Source organism: Tepidiphilus thermophilus (assembly GCF_001418245.1).
In the GTDB taxonomy this organism is placed as follows: domain Bacteria; phylum Pseudomonadota; class Gammaproteobacteria; order Burkholderiales; family Rhodocyclaceae; genus Tepidiphilus; species Tepidiphilus succinatimandens.
Genome location: NZ_LIPU01000021.1, coordinates 1 through 18,892, shown reverse-complemented (window position 1 = coordinate 18,892; position 18,892 = coordinate 1). Strand labels below are relative to the sequence as shown.

Sequence of the window (18,892 nt, the reverse complement as noted above, 5' to 3'; positions counted from 1 at the left end):
CCATGCGTCACAGTTTATACCACATGGTGCGCTTCGCGCACCCGCAATTCCTCCCCTGACTCAAGTCAGGGGTTTCCTTGCGGAGATTCTATGAAGGACCGCCTGCCGATTCGCGACGATGAGATTGCGCACCTGCCCGCGCACGCGGTTGTATTCCTCGCTCAAAAAGTCGAGCAACTCTTCCACTTTGGCGGGATCCCGCTCCAGGTTTGGGTCGATCAGACCGATCGCCGTCTGGAAGCAGGAAAATACCTGCTCTTCGCGATCGAGGAGATCGAGCAGTTCGAGTTCTTTGCTCATTTTCACGCTCCTGTCGAGTCGAATACCCACGAAAGACCGTGGGCGGCCGGGTGCTAGCAACCGTCAGAAGAGCGGCGGGCGTATTCCCCTCGCGGGTCTTGTATTAGCCGCACACCCGGCCATCGACTCGGCAGGGAACCCGCCCGAGGAGGCGGCGGACGGATTCCGGACATAAAAATACCGCGAACTGTCGGGCGCGGAAGACCGCTTCTGAGGTGTTGCTAGCACCTTGATTGATTTATAGCATCCCCTTCGTCTGGAGTCAAGAGATTTTTTGTGCTATAGTGGTAGCAGATGGGCGGTATCTTATCTCTATCTTTGGAATGCAATGAAAGCGCTACACATCCGCAACCTATCCGACGATGCCCACGAGGCATTGAAGCGGCTTGCCAAGCAGAGCCATCGCAGCGTGCAGGAATACGTCCGCGCTCTGATCGAACGAGAGGTACGCCTTTCTCGGCCCTCGCCCATAGAGATTGCGCGGCAGTGGCGCAGCAAACTCTCCGGGAGGCCCCTTGGCGATACCGTCGAGGATGTGAGGAAGGACCGGTCGCGATGATCTGGGTCGTCGACACCTCCGCCGTCGTTCGGCTCTTCGTGCCAGATGGGCCGCTGCATCCCGACATCGAGCCGGCCATGAACCGGGCGATGCATGGCTCGGACGTCGTGTTGGCACCGGATTCGATGCTGGCGGAAGCACCCAACGTGCTATTGCGCAAGAAAAGGCGCGGCGAGTTATCCTCCGAGGAGGTCCAAGAGATCGTCGAGACGATCGTCTCCCTGCCGGTTCGCATCGAGCCGCATGCCTCACTGCTCGTTGCCGCCTTTTCTCTGGCCGACGCATACGATCTAACAGTCTACGATGCGCTTTATCTCGCTCTGGCCGAGCGTCATGGAGCGCGCATCATTACCTGTGACGAACGGCTCGAGCGCGCCGCGAAGACGCTTGGACTCGGGAATTGAGTGGCTTAACAATAGGGGACGACGATGGACAATACGACCGTGTTGTTATGGTTCGCATTATTCGGCAATCTCGTTCAAGCATATTACGCGGCAAAGTTCGGTTTCCGCGCCATACGCTCCTTCTTGAGGAGAGAGATACTCCCCGGTCTGCGTAATCTGGCGGTCGCTTGCGCCATTGCGGCTTTAGCTGCCGTTTTCCCATTGTCCCTCATCTCCGGCAACTGGGACATAGGCAGGTTTGCCCTGGTGATCTGCCTCATAACCCCATTAATCCTGGCGTGGAAGCCGTTGCGCAGAACAATTCCCAGAAGACCGATTATCATCGCTTACCTATGCTTCGCTTTTTCGGCGATGCTTCTAATCTCAGAAGAAAACATCCCTAAAGAGGTGATTCTGCCGATTATTGGAGTGGGCTTCCTATTTTTGATAACCAACTCTAATGCTATTAGCGAGAGTAAAAGATCTTCCATCTACCTGTTGGGGGGGTTCGCTTTTTTTTGGTACCTTGGTTTTTTTAAGTTCTTCCCGGAAAGCGGGAGCATATTGGAGGCACTCATACTTGGACTGGCTGTCCCACTTGTGTTTATTGGTTTATTGTTCGGTGGTGGCTTCCTCTTGCTGTGGGCCCGAGATGCCGCCGAGGATCGCATACGCTGGATGACCCGCGTGCGCTTCGACGAAATCGAGCGCCTTCGTAGCGAGTATGGATACCATCGCTACTCTCAATCCAAAGCCGACGGTTCGCCCTGGCCCGGCAAGCAGGACAAGACTTCGGTGACGACCGACAAGGCAACTCGGCGCCGGCGCACTCGCGACGGACATTAGCGCTCATCGTCCGCTCGGCGGGGGCCCGTCGTCCTTGACCGCTTCGCCCCGCTCCGGCTGTTGCTGAGGCGGCACAGGCCGTTGCCCGCCGCCAAACAGCTTCCCGATGCTGGAACCGCCCTCAAACCCGCCGAGCAGGTCCGCGGCGACGTCCGTTCCTCTACCCAACGTACCGTCCAGTTTAGCCGATACGAATTGCTGCGCCGTCGGCTGCACTGAGGGTTGCGCAACCGGAGACGCGGGTTGTGCGACCGGGGGCTCAGGTTGCGTCCGGCTGGTATCGGCATTCTCTTGGATGAAACCGCCCACCCATTTCGCCCCGAGATTGCCGATCCCGTCGCCAACGGCGAGCCCAAGACTGACGAAAGTCCTTTCCGTTGCTTCGACTTCGGCATTGAACGCCTTCATGCCCGCACGCCTGGCTTGTTCCGCGACGGGCTCGGGGGGCGGACCGATGAAATTCCGGCCGAGCGTCTCGTTGAGGACTTTTTCTTCCGCTTTCGTGGCGGCGCGCGTGGCAAACCAGTCTCCCGTCTTGCTCGCCAGCCGCATGCCGAAGCCGCCTCCAACCCCCATCCCCAACACGAAAATACCCGTCTCCGCCCACGCCTGGCCTTCGCTGCCCTTGTAATTCTGAGCGGTTTCCTTCGCGAAGCTTCCGCTCTTCAGTCCCAGTTTTTCCCCATATTTGTCCAAGAGGAACGTCGTGCCTTCCGGGAGAACCGACGTGCCAGCGTTCGAAATCGCCCTTATCAAGAGAGATCCTGGGTTTTTCAGCAGATTTTCCAGCTCCCGTTTTTCCTTGGTTCCAAGATCGTCGATTCCTTTTGCCTCGCGCAGGATCTGGGAGCCGACGGCTTCCAGTTCCGCCTTCGCCTGGGCGGGCAACTGGCTGCTCACCCATTGACTCGGGCTGACGCCGGCGGCCGCGGCCGCATTTTCGATGACGGAGAGATACCCTTCCCCTAGTTTGACGATCCGGTCTTGATTGCCGACCCGTTCCTTGCCGCGTTCGAAGAACGCCTGCACGTCCGCAGGCGTTTTCACTTCGCCCACACCGACCGATAGCGTCGGTTCGACGCGCTCCTTGAAGAATCTCTCCACGAACGGCGTGAGCAGCTCCGGATTCTTCTCGGCCATCTGCGCAACCGTTCCGGGATCGAAATTCCTGCCGAGCAGATCCAGCTCGTTGCGCTGCGTTCCCATCCAGTTGATGAACTGACGCACCATGCCGGTTTCCCAGGCGGCGGAGTTTTCCCTGGCGCGGTTCGCCTCCTCCTTGAAGGCCAGCGACTGCTGGTAGTTGGCCGACGCTTGCTCGGAATGACGCTGCAAACTGTCCAAACTCGCCCGCAGGGCCCGCATGCCCCTAGCCTCCGACGATTCGCCCGTGTCATACCGCGACTGGCGCGACACCTGATGGGCACGCTCCATCGCCTCCTTGAACGATTGAGCCTGCCTGAAAGCGTCTTCCAGGTTCTTGCTTATCGATTCGGCGGCTTTGCTGCTGCCGGATGCCTTCAGTTTTGCCGTTACGCCGTTCCCAAGAAGATCGAGTCCGCCACTGGCCCCGAGCTCGCCCAGCACCTCCGCCGCCTTATCCTCCGATAGGCCGTGCTGCTTGGCAAAGTTCTTTACGACGTCCTGAGCCTTGCCGTAGGCTTGGCCGATCTTTGCTATGTCTTCCGACGTCGCGCTGTCGCCGGATTGGGCTCCGGTCGCGTGCGCGCGAATGAAGTCGCCCATCTTCTGGAGCGACGCCACCGTTTCCGCGCCCGCGGCTACCATGTTGCCTACGGCCGCCGTTTCCGCTTCTTCCGACTTCCGCTGGAGTGCCGCGGATATCTTGCTTCCCGCGTTGAGCCGCATGTTGATCCGGTGCTGCATTGCCGATGCATCCACTGCGGTGAGGCCGTCCGCGAACGTGGTCGTGCTGACGCCATCGGCCCCCACGTCCGTGCGCACTGGCGCGCCCATGCGTATCGTTGGAGCCGTGTTGTACTGGCCCGCGGTCATCTGGTCGCTTCTCACGGTGTTGTCCAGAAACTTTCCGCCCGCCGCGCCGCCTCCCTGCATCCAGGCCCCCGCGGCACTCGATGCCGCCTGTAGCGTCCCCTGCACGAGGCCCCACGCAATAATCGGGATGGAAAGAGTGAGATAGGCCGCCACATTCATGTCGTCGACCGCTGTCGTACCCAACCAGTTGGTCAGGTTGCACGAGAGATAGGCATTCCCGTTGGCCGCGACCATCGAGCTGACCTCGCTCTTCGTCTTGATGTTCATCATGTAGTTCATGACCGCATAGAGCGGGGGCCACAGCTGCACCCAGAGCAGTGACCCGACGTATCCCTTGAGAAAGGTTCCGGCATACTGTCCCGCCACCACGATCATGATCACGACGATCGGAAACACCGCATAGGCGATCATTTCGACCGCATTCCGGAACTTGGGCATGCCGCTCATGGCCACCGAGTACATCGACGTCGTGGCGGTCTTGAAGCTGCGGATTCCTGCGGCCGTAGCGGTTGCTTGCTGAACTTGCGCGGCATCTCCGATCTGCGCGGCTACCCTGGCAGGAGCATCGATGAGGTAGTTGCATAGGGCTCCCTGCTTGATCTGGTCAAGCACCGGCGTCGCGGTTGACGATGGGGCGAAGAACTGCTGCGTGCTCAGCAATGCGTTCGACAGCGCCACCTTCGCAGCGGCCATCGACATTTCCGGGAACAGCCCCTGCGCCTTCAACCCGAGCACGGTATTGGCATCCAGGTTCAGTTGCGCGGTCAGCGCGGCGTATGCCTCTGGGCAGCTCATCGTACTGGCAACGGAGGGGTCGTTGTAGTCGGCGATGGTAACCAGCAATCCCGGATTGGTGTTGCTGAACGCCTGCCATATATTCTCGGTCGTGGCGAGCGTGGATGGGCTGATATATCCAGTGGCAAGATCCGGTATGACGCATTCCCGATAGAACTCGTCGAGATTGCGCATGAGCACGGGACTGGAGAACTGGGTGCCGAGGCGCTCGAGCATGACCCTGTGCCCGAACAAGGTTCCCGTCTTCCGTAATTGAACGTCGTCGGGCAGTGAGAAGACCGTCTCGAAAGCGGTCGTTAGCCAATCCCCGATCTTGCTGGTCCCATGAGCGAGTGCCGCAAGGCCGATCGGAACGTTGGAGACGACCTGGGATGGGTTCGTTCCGGTTCGATCGACGATCAGCACGTTGCTCTTCGGAACGAGCAGCATCCCATGCATCAGCGCGAGCATGACCACCCAGCGCCAGAAATCTTCCTGGCGGCTCCGTCCCGCAAGAACAGCCACGACCAGACTGATGATCACCACGAGCGCCAGCGTGCGCAGCAGGCCGTTGAAGTCTCCGCTGCCGGTGATGGCCGCGACCGCGTTGAACACATTGACGAGCTCCGTCGTGTTCCAGTACGCGTAGATTTCGAAATTCACGAATGGTCCCTCTTTTCTGCCCGTCGAGCCGATGCAGGCAAATTGCCGCTATTGGTTGAACGTCAGAAGCGACTTCTGCACGTCGCCCGGCATCGATCTCATCATGGTTTCATGAAGCCACTGTATGGTCTTCTGCAGCTCCGCCGTCGATACGGCCTTCTGGTATTGCGCCATATACTCGGCGGAGGCGAGCTGCCGGACATCCGCGATGCGCTGGTTCAAGCTCGAGCTCGCCTGCACGACGTCCTGCGCCTGGGCCGCCATGTTGTTGGAAAGCGCCTTTTGCAGGGTGTTTGCCATCTCGTTGAACCAGTTGTAGGCAAGCTCGACGGCCACGACCTGGGCATAGTTGTCGGTCAGAAGCGCAGGGCCGCTCCTGCTCATGGCGGCAACGTTGGCCAGCCTCCACACGGGAATCGACGAATTCATGTAGACCGCGTAGTCGATGCCGCTGAAACTCTGCTTCTGGCGGCTCACGATCTTGTTCGTGGCATTCTCCATGGTCTTACGGACATGCCACGACAGCGATGCGACGGACTGATTCGGGACCGCAGCCGGATTCATGCAGTCGTAGTCGTTGCATTTGAGAAGGGTGACGTCGCTCTTGGTGGACGACTCCGGGTTGCCGATGAAATCCGAGAACTTGACCCCGGTCGGACCGACGTAACGCCAGAGTGGCGTGGTGCCGTTTTCGTTTCCCGGATCGCCGGGCGGGACAATGATGATGGTCCCGACCATGCTCATCATCAGCTCTTTCAGCTCGTCGGGCGCGCTGGTTTTCTGGAGGGCCTTCCAGACGACGTTGCCGGGTTGCAGGATTTCCTTCAGATTTGCATCAGCGCTGGCGGCCTTTTGGCGGGCCTGCTTCTTGGCGGTCTTGTCTTTTCGCCACTCGTCGAATGACTGGAAGCTGTCTGACCAGAGGTTCGAAAGAGTGGAACCCGTGCCCTGGGCGTTCGCCTGCTCTTTCTTGTCGGAAAGAATGGGACCCAATGTGGCCGTGGTGATGCCCTCCGCCAACTGGCAGGAGTTGAGGTTCATGCCGTTGATCTTCGATGCCTGGTCCTGGATGTATTGCATGAGGTCGGCCAAATCGGGGGAGACCGATTTCACCGCCATCATGAATGCGTACGAGATGGCATTGTTGGCGATGTTGCGCAGAAGCGCGGTCAGCTGCTCGCTGTTGATGAACGAGAAGGAACCGGCGAAGAGGTCGATCCCTCCGCACCCGCCACGGATGCTGGGTGGCGCTATCGACGCGAGCTGATAGTTGCGGATCGGCGTGCGCATGTACATGCTGCCGCCGGTGTACACGGTCGAGGTTTGACCCTGAACCATCTGCGCGCCGGTCACGTTGCCGTAGGCTCCCATTTCGTTGAACCAGGACTGCATCTCGGACTGGATGCTGGCCGATGCCGACGCGCTGAATGTGACCGCGATCGCTGCCGCGATGAGACGTTTCCTGAGCATGGGTATTCCCTTTTGCAAGTGACCGACGATCCGGTTATCTAACATAGGCGGGGTCCTCATGCAGCCGGCCAAAAGCGGACACTTTGTTTCCATTTCTGATTAGTACAGCTCACCCGGCCGTGTACTGGTGAGGATGTAGATGCGCTCGATCACGTCCTGAGCGGAAATCACCCCGGAGCCCAACGGAATCAGCCGCTTGTCCCTAATGTTCCCCAGCACCAACGTGGGAACTTGCTGGATGCCGAGCCTGGCAGCCATCCCGTTATCGCGCAGAGGATTCGGGTACTCCGACAGGCCTCCTCCATCCAGGCTGACGGGAAGTACGGTAATACCGTAGGCTTCCGACAGAAATTTGAGTGTCGGGGCCATGCGATGGCAGTAGGGGCAATCCGAGCGAAAGAAGAAGAACAGCCCCCATTCCTTGTTGATCTCGTCCAGCGTTCGCTTCTCTTCGGCCTTGCGCAGGTTCGTATAGGTCGCGATGGCAGCGTTGTTCGCCGGACGCTTCAACTCGTAGTTCATTTCCGGGTTTTGCCAGATGACACGGCGCCAGACATCTGAGAATACGGATGCGCGCTGCATCAAACTCTCTTGAGCCGCGATGTAGGCTTTGACGTTTTCCTGGGTCGGTTGCAAGATGGCGAGCGCCCTCTTCGCTTCTAGTTCCTTGCGCAGTTTCTCGATCTCTTCAAGGGCGATCTCTTCCTTGGTCTTGGCTTTCTTGGGTGGCTGCCGTTGGGTTGGCTTTGTCTCCTCGACTTGGCAATACCAGTTGAACTTCGTGCTGTCGCACTGCCAGACTGACGGATAGTCCAGCCCGCTCGATGGCGTACCTGCCATCGCCGACGCTGCCGCCGTCAAAGACAGCGCCCAGGCCAGCTTCCGGCCGAACATTACCTTCCCCCCGAGAGCAGTTCTTTGACCCTCCACGTCATGTCCGGTATTCCCGATGCGCCGCCCGTTTCAGGAAGCCGCAGGATCGCCGCCGCGTTGACGACGGCGCAATCGCATTCCCTGGCGACGACATCCAGCGCGCCATCGACTCTTCTGGCGTAATCTTCCGCCGACAAGAGTAGGGCCTTTTGCTCTTCCTCGGACATGCCGGGCTTGATCTTTTCCGCCAGGTTTTTCTTTTGCTCGTCGAACAGGCTTCCCACGTCCACACGAACCATGCGCGGCGATGGGTGGGTGTATATCCATGCGGCGCCGACGATGCACGCCGACAACACCGATAACGCCCATGTAACGATGTGAGCCTTCAACGCAATCCTGCTCTCAAAAACGCGCACAAAGGTGCGCACGGTTTTCTTCCTGCCCTGAGCCGTCTCGATGACCGTGCTCGTGCCTGACAGGCGTCACTTTCCCGACTGCTCCAGGAACCCCTCCTGAAGCAGCGCCGCCGTTACCGGACGACTTCGTCACGGGTAGGGCAGTTGCGGTTGCCAGCCGTTGAATTTCCCATGATTTGCACTTTTTGTAATAAAGGAGTTGGCTCCGAACAGGCCGACTCTAGCATGTGGCAAAAACCGAAACGTCTACGAAAAGCGCCCGGAAACGCTTCGTTAAGGCCACAGTCGCAGATTTACGCAGCATTTTTGGTCGTTCCGTTCCGCTGCAGCAGCGTTTCGATTGCTTCGACCACCGACAACCCTTGTTCCGTGAGCGTTTTGATCGCTTGGAAGTCCTCTGCCCTGGTCGAATAGAGCAGCATCGAGAAGGGGTCGAGAATCAGCCGTCCCACACCAGAACCCATCGGTCCGTGAACGAAGATCTCCGAGTAATAACCGTGCTCGGTCGTGACGCTCGACAGTTGCCGCTTCATCCACTCGTCGACATGAAGCTTTCCTTCCTTGCCCAGCCGATCGATGGATTCCGGCTTCTGCCTGAGCAGGAATAGCCAGTCCGCATTCTGGATCGCGGCCTTGGTTGCGTCGTTCTTGTAGTAGTCCTCCACCGACTGGGTGATGGTGCCGAAAGCGCCACCGTATTTGCGCGCCCGACGGTAACCGGCCTCGATGAACCCAGCGCTCGATCCGCTTCCCATCAGGTCCCATGCCTCGTCGATGATCACCAGCTTCCTCTTGGATCGATCCAGATACATCTCCTGGGTGATGCGGTACATCATGAGCTGCATCACCACTGCCTGAAGATCCTTCTTGCTCTTCAGTTCCTCCAGTTCCAGGACCACGAAATTCTTGTGGAAGGCTATGTTGGCCTCCCCCTCGAAGTAGCTCGCATAGATGCCGTAGCGGGTGTAAGGCTCGAGCGCCGTGGCCAGACGCGCGAGATCGCGCTCGCGCTCGCTTTCCTCGGAGAGCCGGCCCGTCTTGAGCAGGTCGTAGACATCCGAGATCGTCGCCTCCTTCCCCTTCTGGTCCCATACTCGCTTGATGGCGCTAGACAGGGCCGAGTAGCTGAAATTGTCGAGGGGTTCCCGTGGGCTCGCCATCTGAGCGATCAACGGCAACAGCATCTCCATGTCGTTGTTGATGTCCACGACCATCGAGAACGGATTGAGGCAGATCGTGTTGCGACGTTCGTCCGAGAATTCGATGAATTCTCCGTCCAGCAACTCGCACAGGTTGCGGTATGATCGGCCCACATCGATGATCCAGACTTTGGCACCCGTTCCGAGATAGCGGAACGCCATCTCATTGACGAATACCGACTTGCCGGAACCCGACAGCGCCGCCACGGCGAAGTTGTAATTGCCGCCCTTGTTGTCGAACAGATCGAACGTCATGATCTGGCCACGGCGGCCAAAGAGCGTGAGTACCGGTGTCTCGGTCCCCTTCCACTCCGCAATCAGCGGCGAGGTCATGACGGCGTTGTCCGCCGTCTTCGTCCCGGCTCGGCCAAACATCTGCAAGTCCTTTTGAAGCGCCGGAGTCAGAGTGCACGGCATGGACGCCATGAGCGCCTGATGCTGAAGATAGACATCCTTGGCCAGATCGAAACCCCGTGCCCGCCAGACGGCACGTACCGCATGTTCGCTCCTTGCCGCGTCTTCCAGCCTCGAGATCAGGACGATCTGGTGGTACATCATGACAACGTTGCGTCCGTTGTCAAACGCTCGCAACACCATGTCCCAGTCGCGCTTGCGGTCTTGCAGGTCGGGCTGGAAGTGGGCCATATAGGAACCGGCGGCCTGAGTTGCGCGGGCCGCTTTTATCTGGGCCTTGGTCCGTGCCGACTCGTAATCAAGGATGATGGCACCCATCGTGATCAGGAACGGGCATGGAATCGCCAGAGCCATCTGGTAATAGTCCCCGATCAAGGCCCCCATGTTGCCAAGGCGGTAGTATTTTGGGTACTGCCGTACGGAGAAACATTGCAGTGCGGTTTCGTTCCCACCCGCCTTGCGGAACTTGATGAAGCTGTCTGCGACGCACGATGCGATTTCCGGATTGGAAAGGTGCAAGCGCAGCGGCTTCGACTCGTCGTATTCAATCGGTTTGTCCGCCGCCCGTCCGAACACCCGCTCATGGTCGAAGAAATCGGCCACGAACTCGAGCAGGTCGGTCGGACCCCAATCCCACCCCGGCAGGTGGGCCGAACGCATGGTCGCATGGGCGCTTTCCCGAATGCGGATCGCCTCTTCCACATCGCCGGGATTCGAAGGATCCAAGGGCGTCGTGATGGAAATCACGCAACGGTAGTTGCGCAGCAGATAGATGTGGTGCGAGAACAGTGATTTTCCCGTGCCTTCGAGGTAGAAATCGATTCTGCGACGTCCCAGTGCGCGAAAGACGTTCCTGTTGCGTCTGTCCTCCCATTCCGCGCCGGTTTTGTCGCCATCGACGGGGAGCATGTTTGCCTGAGTCCGCAACACCGGAAGAATGTGCGGACTTGCATAGAGAGAAATCTGGATGCCCGTGCCTGGGGGGCAGGACATGAACAAGCTCGCCAGCACCCGTTCCATTTCTTCGTTGGCGCCGGTCTGCGGCATGGTTTCGATGCAGAAGCCGATGTTCTTCTCCGGTTTTCCGCCGAACGCGCCTTGATCCAGCACGAACAACCTTTCGTCCTTCATCCAGCCTAGATATGGCAGAATTCCGGTCAGCTTCGGGATGCTGGCGATTTGCTCTAGCAGCGCGCGAGGAACGGCGTCGGCCGGAGCAAACCGCTCGCCGTAAAAGATGGTTTTCAGGACTTCGAGCATGCTCAATCCATCCCCCTTCAATCCATCTGCTGCGACGGCGTCGGCCCATAGCCTTGCGCGCCGGGCAGCACGACGCCGCCCCCCTCGGGCCCTTGCGCAGGCTGGCCCTGCTGCGTCTTGCCGTTCGTCTCCGTGCTGAGAAACGTTGGACGGTAGCGGTCGACGATCCGCTTCTGGTTATGCTCGATCACCCAGCGGCCAGGATCGGCCACGACGTAGATGTACGACTGGTCATGGAGATCGCCGTCGCCGTCCTCCCATGGGGCGATCCAGACGCGCAACACCTTCGGTTGAGTGCGGACCGGGTCACCTGACGACGGCGCGCGACCGACGATTGCGGCGGACTTCGCGGGCTGTGCCGCCGGTGTTCCACCTTTCCCTTCCTTTTCCTCGCCCTTCCATTCCGGGTTCAGCGCCGGCAGATTGTTGGCGACGGCGTTGGCATAGACCCCGGACAGCGAGGCGCAGCTCACACCTTCTGGCGCTTTACACGCAAATTTGGTCTCTCCGTCCAGCCCGGACAGGGTGCTGGCGCAGCCCGTCAGAATGGCTGGCAGCATGACAGCGATGACGGGTTTGCGCATTCATCAATCTCCAGTTGCGGTCTCGCCTGCGGCGAGACGCCGTTCGAGCTCGGATGCCGGCACGAACCCCGGCACCATCGATCCATCACCCATGATGATGGTCGGCGTGCCGTTGATGCCTAGGCTACGGCCTAGCTGAATATTCCGTTCTACCGGGTTGTCGCACCGGGTTTCCTGATCCGGAAGCTTGCCGCTTTTCATGAAGTCATCCCACGCCTTTGCGCGGTCTTTGGCACACCAAATAGCTTCCGCTTTACGCTTGGCGTCGGGATGTAGCTCTTCCAGCGGGTAGAGGAAGGTGTAAATCGTCACGTTATCGAGTTTTGGCATCGTCTCGCGCTCCAGGCGCTGACAGAACGGGCAATCCGGGTCGGAAAACACATAGAGCTTCCGGGAGCCGTCGCCTTTGACGGTCTTGATGGCATCGCTCAAGGGCAGCGCAGACACGTCGATTTTGTTGATCTCATCGAGGCGCTGGGCGGTCAGGTCCTTCTGCTCCTTCATGTCGTAGAGGTGGCCAAAGATCATGTACCGTCCGGAGGCGTCCGTGTAGGCAACGTTTCGCCCCATCGCGACTTCATAGACCCCCTGGACCGGGGTTTCTCGAACCGCGGTGATCTTGGTTGCGGGATACTGCTCCTTGAGTCTTTTTTCCACGTCGCCCGCATCCGCGAACACCGTGGTCGCTGCCGCGAACGCGGCGATTGAAACGACGAACTTGCGCATATCAATTACTCCATTGGCTCCAAAGGTTTCCTCATGATCTGACGATTCCACGTCGCCCGCATCCGCGAACACCGTGGCCGCCTGCCGCGAACGCGGCGATTGAAACGACGAACTTGCGCATACCAATTACTCCATTGGATCCAAAGGTTTCCTCATGATCTGACGACCTCGCTTCCAGATGTCCGAATAATCGCCTTCGTCGAGCGCCGGTCCGAGCCCAAGGGTTACGCCCTTGGTCAGGACGACATCGACGACCCTCCCCGCATCGACTTCGATGACGGGGAACATCTTCTCGGCCAGGTTGATGTAGTACTGCGAGAGCCGGTCAAGCGCCCTGCCGACGCCGGCGCCGATTCCTGCCTGGAACTCCTTGCCAGCATCGACGGTACCTACCGTGCCAAGCGCGCTCGTGCTGTAGGACATGGCGGACTGTTGAATGCCCTGTCCGATACCGGAGATGATCCCGGTCATGAGCGCATTGGCCAGCACCTGGCCTTGTTTGCTGATGAGCCGCCCGCGCATACCAGCCTTGCCGTCCTCTCCGACTACGTATCCCTTGGCCGGGGTATCGATGACCTCGCCGTTGTTCAGCACGCAGGAGAGCGATTCGAGCCTGAGATAGGCCCTCTCGGAACTGATGTCGCCGTACCCCGAACCCAAGAGGAAGCACTCCTTGACCTTGGCCCGATAGCGGTTGGGCAGGAAGGCGTTGTCCTGCACCCGCAGCAGTACCGGCCAGGGATTGTTCTGTGCCTGTCCGCCCGTCGGGGCATCCAGCCCTCCCAGCAGTACCGCACGCATGAAAGATCCCGACGGTACATAGGTTTTGCCACGCTTTTCATTGCTCTGATCCACCGGTGCCGCATCGCTGACTTCGAATACGGAGATACCCGGTTCCTTTGGCGGCGGCGGGGGTAGCGGTTCTTGTTTTGCGGGCATGGCAGACGGTGCGGCTGGCTGCGGCTGCTCCATGGAAGGAGGCTGAGGCTGCGGGAATGGGGGCAGCGGCGGGAGCAGGCTTTCCTGTTTCTGTTTCTGTTCGATCTCGGCCAATTTTTGCTTGAGCCCCTGGATGACCGCATCCATTTCCTTCATTTGTTGGGAAGATTGTGCCATCCACACGTCGCGCGGATCGACCTGCGAGCCGGGTGCCGCGATGTTCTTGGTGGTGTGCTCTTCTTTGCCGGACTGAGGAATCATCGATGGCTGCTTGTTCCAGAGCGCGACACTGCCAAAAACAAGCCCAAGAAACGCCGTGCCCAAGGCCCCAAGCACGAGATACTGCTTGGCCTTTGGCGACAGATTCCTGAAACGGTCGGCGAGAGCGGTCTTGTCATCCGTGCTCATCACCCCCCCTCCGTGATCACGTACACAGCCGTCGTTTCCGCGGGGTCGAGTTGCTGGCGTTCGACCGACACGGCCACCACGCCGCGCCGGTAAAGCTCCCGCTCGTCGATTACCATGGGTTTGTCGGAGGTATTCGTGAGCATGTATTTCTCTCCCCTGAGGGGCCCATCGACGACCTTGACGAGCACGAACATGGCCTCGTTCCAGAGAGGCACCACTTCGTTCGTCGTGCGGGAAGCCATGTCCGTTTCATCCGATGAATCGAGAGCGAGCAGCACACGTTTGATGGCTTGGTTGCGCGCCATGTCGCGCCATGAGCGGCCGTTGCCCGATTCGCCCCCTCCTTTGATGACTATGGTATCGGATGGACCGTCGGAGACGGAAAGCAGCAGCTTCCATGTCCGTCCAGCATCGTCGGCTACGAAAACGCTGAATGCCTGTTTTTCGGCCGCTGGCTTGATATATGCCGTTCCAATGTCTTTGTCCGGCACGACCGTAAAATCGCCTTCGGCTCCGAAAACCCGTCGGATGCGGTGGCCCTCCACACGGATCATGGTCGGCTCGAACCGAGACACCGTGGCGCTCAGGGTGTCGTCAGGGCGTCCAGTGAGCACCTGGGCGCTGTGCGCATCAAGGCTGGCTGCCAGCAGGGTCGCCAAAAGGATTTTTATCGCTGGTTTCCTTGAAGTCGCTGACATAGAGTTTTCCATTCATGAACTTGAATCCGACGAGATACGTGGCGTTGCGCTCGCCTGCCTTCTTGTCGGAAGTCCAGGTTACGAGCGTCCCGGACAGCGCCACCCTGAGGTTTTTTTCGTCCGTCGTGACATTGCGGACGGAGAATTGGGTCGCCGCATTGTTCTTTTTCAAAAACTCCGCTCGCGCGCCCATCTCGGCCTGCAAGCGCCCGTATTCGGACGGTGCCGCATACTTGAGGAACAGTTTGTTCTGATAATCGGAGACGGCGGGCGTTACGTTGAGCGCCAACCCCGCATACCAGTACGCCATTTCTTCCAGATATTCCCTGGAGACGGCATTGCCCGATACCCAGAAGCTACGGGTGATTTCAGGGGGGACGAGAACGATTCTCTCTGACCCCGCAAGCTTCGCCATCGCCACCCCCTCGATGAGCGTCAGCACGGCAAGTCCCGCCACGAGGAGGCGCATGAAGCGTATCTCCCGGTTGGCGTTGTCCATCTCCGAGAGATATTTCTTGAAAAGCATGGCTTATTTACCCGTTCCGACACTACGTTCCAGGAAGAGCGTGGTGTAGGTGTCCATCGTACTTTCCGACTTTATCGTCTGTGTGGCCGACACGATACGGTAACCGGCTTCGTACATCTGCTGAATCGTTTTCTGGTTGGTTCCGTCTACCTTCTTGAGGCAGGTGAAGACGACTTGTCCGTTGACCTGATCCACCGGGCTGATGTGCCTTGCTACGCAGACGTTGGGCTCGACCTGAGCAAGCGCCGGGCCTGCCGCCAAAACGGTTGCAAGAAATGCAATGCGTTTTTTCTCGAACATGTTCTTACCCCAGGAAATATCGTTGCGACGAAGGCGGCGTCACGCGAGGCTTGACGAAGACCCCGCTCGGAAGCCACCAGTAAAGTGCATGGACGGCGAATTTCGGATGCTTGCCCGCCTTGAGGCGACCGTACTGCCAGGCGGCAAAAACGCCGGCAGCCATCCCCAAGAACATGGAGCCGGAAATGACCCCCATGCCGATCAGGATGATCGCAATGATTGCCTGATCCATTTCCCACCACAGGAAACGCTCCTGCGCATCGAGCGATTTCGGGATGTATCCGGTTTCGTCGCCACCCATGTCGCCGTCCTCAGATGGTCGCGCTCAGGATGCCGGTGATGATCGTCGGCGTGTATTGCTCAAACACCGCGAACCCCACTCCGCTCAAGATGGGAATGGGGTTTACACGCGCGATGGACATGATTGCCCCGACGCCGACCGCCGCCACGGCCACCGCCTTACCGAAATAGCCGGTCACCACATCGTTGATCCATTTGTACAAATCCTGGAACTCCGTTCCAGTCGTGCCCGCAAAGGCGCTTCCTGCGATCAGAAAAAGAGCGGCTGCGGCGAGCGCCACGTGTGCCTTACGATTCATGCTTTTTTTCTCCTTTCGAGTTATCGATGATGGATTTGATGAGCCAGCCGATGCCCAGCCCCATCGCGATGCCGCCGATGTGGGCTTCGAAGCCCTTGTCAAGCAGCGATCCCGGAAGCAATGCGCCCATCGCGATGAACGCTCCGGCGATCAGCATGTCGCGGATCGATTCTTTCGATTTCGGAATCACTCATATTTCTCCTTGTCATGGATGAAACGAATCTCGACGCGCCGGTTGGCGGCGCGCCCCGCCTCCGTGTCGTTCGGGGCCACATAGCAGCACTTGCCTTTGACCACGACTTCCATCGGATTCTTTACGCCTCTGGCCTTGAGCCACGACCGAACGAACTCGGCGCGTTGGCGTGCGAGCCGATCGTTGTATCTGGCGCTCCCTTTGTCGTCGGTGTACGACTCGATGAGCAGCCTGTCTGACGGCGCAGCCTTACGCTCGACGCTCTCCAGCGCTCGTTTCCAGTCGCCAACAGGGACCGTTTTATCGAACCCGAAATGCACTACGATCGGTTCGCGCCGCTCAATTGGCATTTCGACAGAAACGGCGGGCCGCGTAGCAACCGCCATGGGAATCGCCAGCCCGAGCGTCTTTGGAGTCGGCTTCGGACATGTGTCATCCTCGCAAATCCTCCAATCCTGCTTTACCCATCCAATGCTTTGCGTCCGCGGAGAGGCTTGCGTCTCTTGACGCGACGGCTGTTGGCCGTTTGCGCACCCCGCCAGGGCCATCGTTACCGCGCAAGTCGAAACGAACGCAGCGAGTTTTTGTGACGTCGAGCCCATCAAAGCCCCTTCTGCCGTCTCAGAATCGCCTCGATCTTTCTGGCATACGCCATTCTTTTGTCCGGACTGCGTGCGTTGTAAGCGCCGATCGCATCCCAGTTGTATCCGAGTCGATGGATGTTCTGCGCCAGAATCCAGGCGCCGACGTAGGTGTTGATGCACGGGTCGAACAGGCTGCGTTCGTCGATCCCGTACCGGCTGAGCACGGGCAGCCACCGGCTGTTGATCTGCATATGGCCGATGTCGTAGCTGCCGTCGGGGTTACGGTTGATCGCGTTTGGGTTGCCCGACGACTCGATTCGGGAGATCGCCATGAGCAGCGACGAGGGGACCCGGTAGCGGCCCGCCGCTTCCTCGAAACATGCGGCGACACCTCGCTCCGGAACAAGCAGGACGAGTATGAGCATCGCAAGGATCGGCCACGTCTTGAACATGGCAAGAATGATAAAAATGCATGGTTCGAGAACTCGGTCAAAAAGAGACTGGAAATGCTCTGTTTTATTCTATTCGTCGTCTTCTTGTGGGTTTCGACCTGCGCCGGCTTTTTAGCCGAGCGGACTTCTTGTCCGACGGCGCCGATTCGTTTTTATCCGCCGAACGTTCGTAAATAACCCGCGACTGAAGTCGCAGGCTTTATTGTGAAGCGCAGACATGGTTGCCCATATCCACACTCCCAACATCAGGCGTATTTACGACCGCCCTCGACAGCGGGGCACCGCTGCCGATCCGGGCAAGGTTCCGACTTGCGTTCAAGTCGCTGTGCGCCCGGAGACCACAGTGAGGGCACTCGAAACGATGTTTCGAGCGCTTCCCCAACTCTCCACAACACGAGCAGGTCTGGCTGGTGTAGGCCGGGTTGGCGTACTCGACGGCGATGCCCGCAGCCTTGGCCTTGTATTCGACGAAGGTCTGCAACTGTCGCCATGCCCAGCGGTGCAGGCGGCCACGCATGCGCTTGCCAGCCTTGATCCGCTCCCGGATATGCGTCAAGTCTTCCATCGTGATCTTGGCGATGCCGGCATCAATCGCCGCCTGAACAATGGCCTTGCTCGTTTCGTGGTTAATGTGCTTCACGCGCCGCATCTCCTTGCCGGAGACCTGCCGGAGCTTCTGTTTCGCGCTCTGGCTGCCGTTGGACTGAAGACGGCGGCGCAGGGCAAGGTAACGGTCGCGCTTGTCGCGCAATCGCTCGCCGCCGAAGACCCTGCCCAAGCTGTGGGCGGCGAGGTTGTTTTCTCCGACATCCACGCCCATCACGGGGCCGGAAGCCACAGGTTGCGCGTCGTCAGTCTCGACGACGAGGTTGAAGAACCACTGCCCTTTGCGCAAGACCAGCTCCGCCTCCTTCGGCTGGCCAGATCCGAGAATGCGACGCTGGTGTTCGCCGAGACGCATGGGCACGGTGATGCGCCCATCGAGGGTATAGAGCGAGACCGTCTCTCCCTTGAGGGAATAGGTGCGCTTGTCGAAGTGCACGCTGGCGCGGTCAAAACGGATTTCTGGGATCGGCGCATCCTTCCTGATGCGCCCGAGTTCTTTTTGCGCCTTGTACGCCTTGCAGACCGAGAAGATGGCGTTGCAACACATCTGGCTGCCCAGCGGCGTCGCCTCGCGCAACATCGTATAGCTCCGCTGGTGCAGGCCAACGCGGTTCCACAGACGGTGCTCGCGCACGACGGGAACAAGACGGTTGCAGGCATCCGCGTAGGCCGTTCGCAGCGCAGCAAGCGCTTCGGCCTGCGCCGCGCTCAATTCCAGCAAGATCGACGCCGTGCGCATCATCGCTTATCGTCTCTTGGTGACATGCTCGGAACGCTCGATGTAGCGGCGGATGGTCTCGGCGCTGACGTTGCCCGCTGTGCCAACGTAGTACGACGGCGACCACAGATGGCCGCCCCACAGCCGCTTCTTCAGCGCCGGGAACATCTGGAACAGACGGCGAGCCGTGACACCCTTGAGCACCTTGACGGCATCGGCTACGGCAATGGCAGGCGGGATGCTGACAAACAGGTGGATGTGATCCGGCTGAATCTCCTTGGAGATCACCGGCCAGCCCCGCTCCATGCAAATCGCGTCCAGCATTGCCCCCGTTTCCTCAGCAACCGTTCCGGTCAGCACATCGCGCCGATACTTCGGACACCAGA

Annotated in this window: 22 protein-coding genes; 3 read left to right on the top strand and 19 right to left on the bottom strand. The window is 59.2% G+C overall.

What is annotated here, in order from left to right; translation table 11 throughout:
- Positions 1 to 60: 60 nt before the first annotated feature.
- Positions 61 to 300, bottom strand: a complete 240-nt coding sequence (locus tag ASC37_RS10660; RefSeq protein ID WP_055424350.1) for a hypothetical protein — start codon at positions 298 to 300, stop codon at positions 61 to 63.
- A 328-nt stretch (positions 301 to 628) separates the two neighbouring features.
- On the opposite strand from ASC37_RS10660, the gene ASC37_RS11955 reads away from it, so the two are divergent.
- From ASC37_RS11955 to ASC37_RS10645, 3 genes are read left to right on the top strand one after another with little or no spacing between them, the layout of a single operon-like run.
- A complete protein-coding gene (locus ASC37_RS11955) occupies positions 629 to 859 on the top strand; it encodes a FitA-like ribbon-helix-helix domain-containing protein (RefSeq protein WP_055424349.1) in 231 nt (76 codons plus the stop codon).
- Positions 856 to 1,263, top strand: coding sequence for a type II toxin-antitoxin system VapC family toxin (locus ASC37_RS11575; protein WP_055424348.1), 408 nt, complete (start codon positions 856 to 858; stop codon positions 1,261 to 1,263). Before ASC37_RS11955 ends, ASC37_RS11575 begins: the two co-directional genes overlap by 4 nt.
- 24 nt (positions 1,264 to 1,287) lie before the next feature.
- The gene (locus ASC37_RS10645) at positions 1,288 to 2,088 is read left to right on the top strand and encodes a hypothetical protein (protein WP_055424347.1); all 801 of its coding nucleotides are present in this window, start codon (positions 1,288 to 1,290) and stop codon (positions 2,086 to 2,088) included.
- 3 nt (positions 2,089 to 2,091) lie between these two features.
- Here the strand turns inward: ASC37_RS10645 and ASC37_RS10640 are convergent, their stop codons facing one another.
- The 18 genes from ASC37_RS10640 to tnpA form a co-directional block, all read right to left on the bottom strand.
- Entirely contained in the window at positions 2,092 to 5,541 is a 3,450-nt protein-coding gene (locus tag ASC37_RS10640) for a conjugal transfer protein TraG N-terminal domain-containing protein (protein WP_055424346.1), read from the bottom strand.
- 48 nt (positions 5,542 to 5,589) lie between these two features.
- Positions 5,590 to 7,011: a conjugal transfer protein TraH gene (locus ASC37_RS10635; protein ID WP_055424345.1), complete on the bottom strand. Its 1,422-nt coding sequence runs from the start codon at positions 7,009 to 7,011 to the stop codon at positions 5,590 to 5,592.
- A 99-nt stretch (positions 7,012 to 7,110) separates the two neighbouring features.
- Positions 7,111 to 7,905 (bottom strand): conjugal transfer protein TraF, encoded by a 795-nt coding sequence (locus ASC37_RS10630; RefSeq protein WP_055424344.1) that lies wholly within the window; start codon positions 7,903 to 7,905, stop codon positions 7,111 to 7,113.
- A complete protein-coding gene (locus ASC37_RS10625; RefSeq protein WP_055424343.1) occupies positions 7,905 to 8,312 on the bottom strand; it encodes a pole-localizer TmaR family protein in 408 nt (135 codons plus the stop codon). The genes ASC37_RS10630 and ASC37_RS10625 overlap by 1 nt, the downstream gene beginning before the upstream one ends.
- A gap of 281 nt (positions 8,313 to 8,593) precedes the next feature.
- Positions 8,594 to 11,173 carry a type IV secretion system protein TraC gene (gene traC, locus ASC37_RS10620; RefSeq protein WP_055424342.1) on the bottom strand — a complete coding sequence of 860 codons (2,580 nt, stop codon included), beginning with the start codon at positions 11,171 to 11,173 and terminating at the stop codon, positions 8,594 to 8,596.
- A gap of 17 nt (positions 11,174 to 11,190) precedes the next feature.
- Entirely contained in the window at positions 11,191 to 11,757 is a 567-nt protein-coding gene (gene traV / locus ASC37_RS10615; protein WP_055424341.1) for a type IV conjugative transfer system lipoprotein TraV, read from the bottom strand.
- Positions 11,758 to 11,760: 3 nt separating this feature from the next.
- On the bottom strand, positions 11,761 to 12,483 hold the full coding sequence (locus tag ASC37_RS10610; RefSeq protein ID WP_055424340.1) for a DsbC family protein: 723 nt from the start codon (positions 12,481 to 12,483) through the stop codon (positions 11,761 to 11,763).
- A gap of 126 nt (positions 12,484 to 12,609) precedes the next feature.
- Positions 12,610 to 13,830 carry a TraB/VirB10 family protein gene (locus ASC37_RS10605; RefSeq protein WP_055424339.1) on the bottom strand — a complete coding sequence of 407 codons (1,221 nt, stop codon included), beginning with the start codon at positions 13,828 to 13,830 and terminating at the stop codon, positions 12,610 to 12,612.
- Positions 13,830 to 14,489, bottom strand: coding sequence for a TraK domain-containing protein (locus tag ASC37_RS10600; RefSeq protein ID WP_055424338.1), 660 nt, complete (start codon positions 14,487 to 14,489; stop codon positions 13,830 to 13,832). The genes ASC37_RS10605 and ASC37_RS10600 overlap by 1 nt, the downstream gene beginning before the upstream one ends.
- Positions 14,461 to 15,054 carry a type IV conjugative transfer system protein TraE gene (gene traE, locus ASC37_RS10595; RefSeq protein ID WP_055424337.1) on the bottom strand — a complete coding sequence of 198 codons (594 nt, stop codon included), beginning with the start codon at positions 15,052 to 15,054 and terminating at the stop codon, positions 14,461 to 14,463. Before traE ends, ASC37_RS10600 begins: the two co-directional genes overlap by 29 nt.
- Before the next feature lie 3 nt (positions 15,055 to 15,057).
- Positions 15,058 to 15,354 carry a hypothetical protein gene (locus tag ASC37_RS10590; RefSeq protein ID WP_055424336.1) on the bottom strand — a complete coding sequence of 99 codons (297 nt, stop codon included), beginning with the start codon at positions 15,352 to 15,354 and terminating at the stop codon, positions 15,058 to 15,060.
- A gap of 4 nt (positions 15,355 to 15,358) precedes the next feature.
- On the bottom strand, positions 15,359 to 15,655 hold the full coding sequence (gene traL, locus ASC37_RS10585; protein ID WP_055424335.1) for a type IV conjugative transfer system protein TraL: 297 nt from the start codon (positions 15,653 to 15,655) through the stop codon (positions 15,359 to 15,361).
- Between the two features lie 10 nt (positions 15,656 to 15,665).
- The gene (gene traA / locus ASC37_RS10580) at positions 15,666 to 15,953 is read right to left on the bottom strand and encodes a TraA family conjugative transfer protein (RefSeq protein ID WP_055424334.1); all 288 of its coding nucleotides are present in this window, start codon (positions 15,951 to 15,953) and stop codon (positions 15,666 to 15,668) included.
- A complete protein-coding gene (locus tag ASC37_RS10575) occupies positions 15,943 to 16,143 on the bottom strand; it encodes a hypothetical protein (protein ID WP_055424333.1) in 201 nt (66 codons plus the stop codon). The genes traA and ASC37_RS10575 overlap by 11 nt, the downstream gene beginning before the upstream one ends.
- Positions 16,140 to 16,532, bottom strand: coding sequence for an OmpA family protein (locus ASC37_RS11570; protein ID WP_157287473.1), 393 nt, complete (start codon positions 16,530 to 16,532; stop codon positions 16,140 to 16,142). Before ASC37_RS11570 ends, ASC37_RS10575 begins: the two co-directional genes overlap by 4 nt.
- Positions 16,533 to 16,747: 215 nt before the next feature.
- Positions 16,748 to 17,182 carry a lytic transglycosylase domain-containing protein gene (locus ASC37_RS10565; RefSeq protein WP_055424331.1) on the bottom strand — a complete coding sequence of 145 codons (435 nt, stop codon included), beginning with the start codon at positions 17,180 to 17,182 and terminating at the stop codon, positions 16,748 to 16,750.
- 199 nt (positions 17,183 to 17,381) lie between these two features.
- Entirely contained in the window at positions 17,382 to 18,530 is a 1,149-nt protein-coding gene (locus ASC37_RS10560; RefSeq protein ID WP_055424246.1) for an RNA-guided endonuclease InsQ/TnpB family protein, read from the bottom strand.
- A gap of 3 nt (positions 18,531 to 18,533) precedes the next feature.
- On the bottom strand, positions 18,534 to 18,892 hold a 359-nt coding region (gene tnpA, locus ASC37_RS10555; RefSeq protein ID WP_055424245.1), incomplete at its 5' end, for an IS200/IS605 family transposase.

Excerpts from the sequence above, each read along its gene's own strand:
- ASC37_RS10660 (WP_055424350.1), bottom strand. The coding sequence starts at position 300 with ATGAGCAAAGAACTCGAACTGCTCGATCTCCTCGATCGCGAAGAGCAG.
- ASC37_RS11955 (WP_055424349.1), top strand. The coding sequence starts at position 629 with ATGAAAGCGCTACACATCCGCAACCTATCCGACGATGCCCACGAGGCA.
- ASC37_RS11575 (WP_055424348.1), top strand. The coding sequence starts at position 856 with ATGATCTGGGTCGTCGACACCTCCGCCGTCGTTCGGCTCTTCGTGCCA.
- ASC37_RS10645 (WP_055424347.1), top strand. The coding sequence starts at position 1,288 with ATGGACAATACGACCGTGTTGTTATGGTTCGCATTATTCGGCAATCTC.
- ASC37_RS10635 (WP_055424345.1), bottom strand. The coding sequence starts at position 7,011 with ATGCTCAGGAAACGTCTCATCGCGGCAGCGATCGCGGTCACATTCAGC.
- ASC37_RS10630 (WP_055424344.1), bottom strand. The coding sequence starts at position 7,905 with ATGTTCGGCCGGAAGCTGGCCTGGGCGCTGTCTTTGACGGCGGCAGCG.
- traC (WP_055424342.1), bottom strand. The coding sequence starts at position 11,173 with ATGCTCGAAGTCCTGAAAACCATCTTTTACGGCGAGCGGTTTGCTCCG.
- traV (WP_055424341.1), bottom strand. The coding sequence starts at position 11,757 with ATGCGCAAACCCGTCATCGCTGTCATGCTGCCAGCCATTCTGACGGGC.
- ASC37_RS10610 (WP_055424340.1), bottom strand. The coding sequence starts at position 12,483 with ATGCGCAAGTTCGTCGTTTCAATCGCCGCGTTCGCGGCAGCGACCACG.
- ASC37_RS10605 (WP_055424339.1), bottom strand. The coding sequence starts at position 13,830 with ATGAGCACGGATGACAAGACCGCTCTCGCCGACCGTTTCAGGAATCTG.
- traE (WP_055424337.1), bottom strand. The coding sequence starts at position 15,054 with ATGCTTTTCAAGAAATATCTCTCGGAGATGGACAACGCCAACCGGGAG.
- ASC37_RS10590 (WP_055424336.1), bottom strand. The coding sequence starts at position 15,354 with ATGTTCGAGAAAAAACGCATTGCATTTCTTGCAACCGTTTTGGCGGCA.
- traL (WP_055424335.1), bottom strand. The coding sequence starts at position 15,655 with ATGGGTGGCGACGAAACCGGATACATCCCGAAATCGCTCGATGCGCAG.
- traA (WP_055424334.1), bottom strand. The coding sequence starts at position 15,953 with ATGAATCGTAAGGCACACGTGGCGCTCGCCGCAGCCGCTCTTTTTCTG.
- ASC37_RS11570 (WP_157287473.1), bottom strand. The coding sequence starts at position 16,532 with ATGGCGGTTGCTACGCGGCCCGCCGTTTCTGTCGAAATGCCAATTGAG.
- ASC37_RS10565 (WP_055424331.1), bottom strand. The coding sequence starts at position 17,182 with ATGTTCAAGACGTGGCCGATCCTTGCGATGCTCATACTCGTCCTGCTT.
- ASC37_RS10560 (WP_055424246.1), bottom strand. The coding sequence starts at position 18,530 with ATGATGCGCACGGCGTCGATCTTGCTGGAATTGAGCGCGGCGCAGGCC.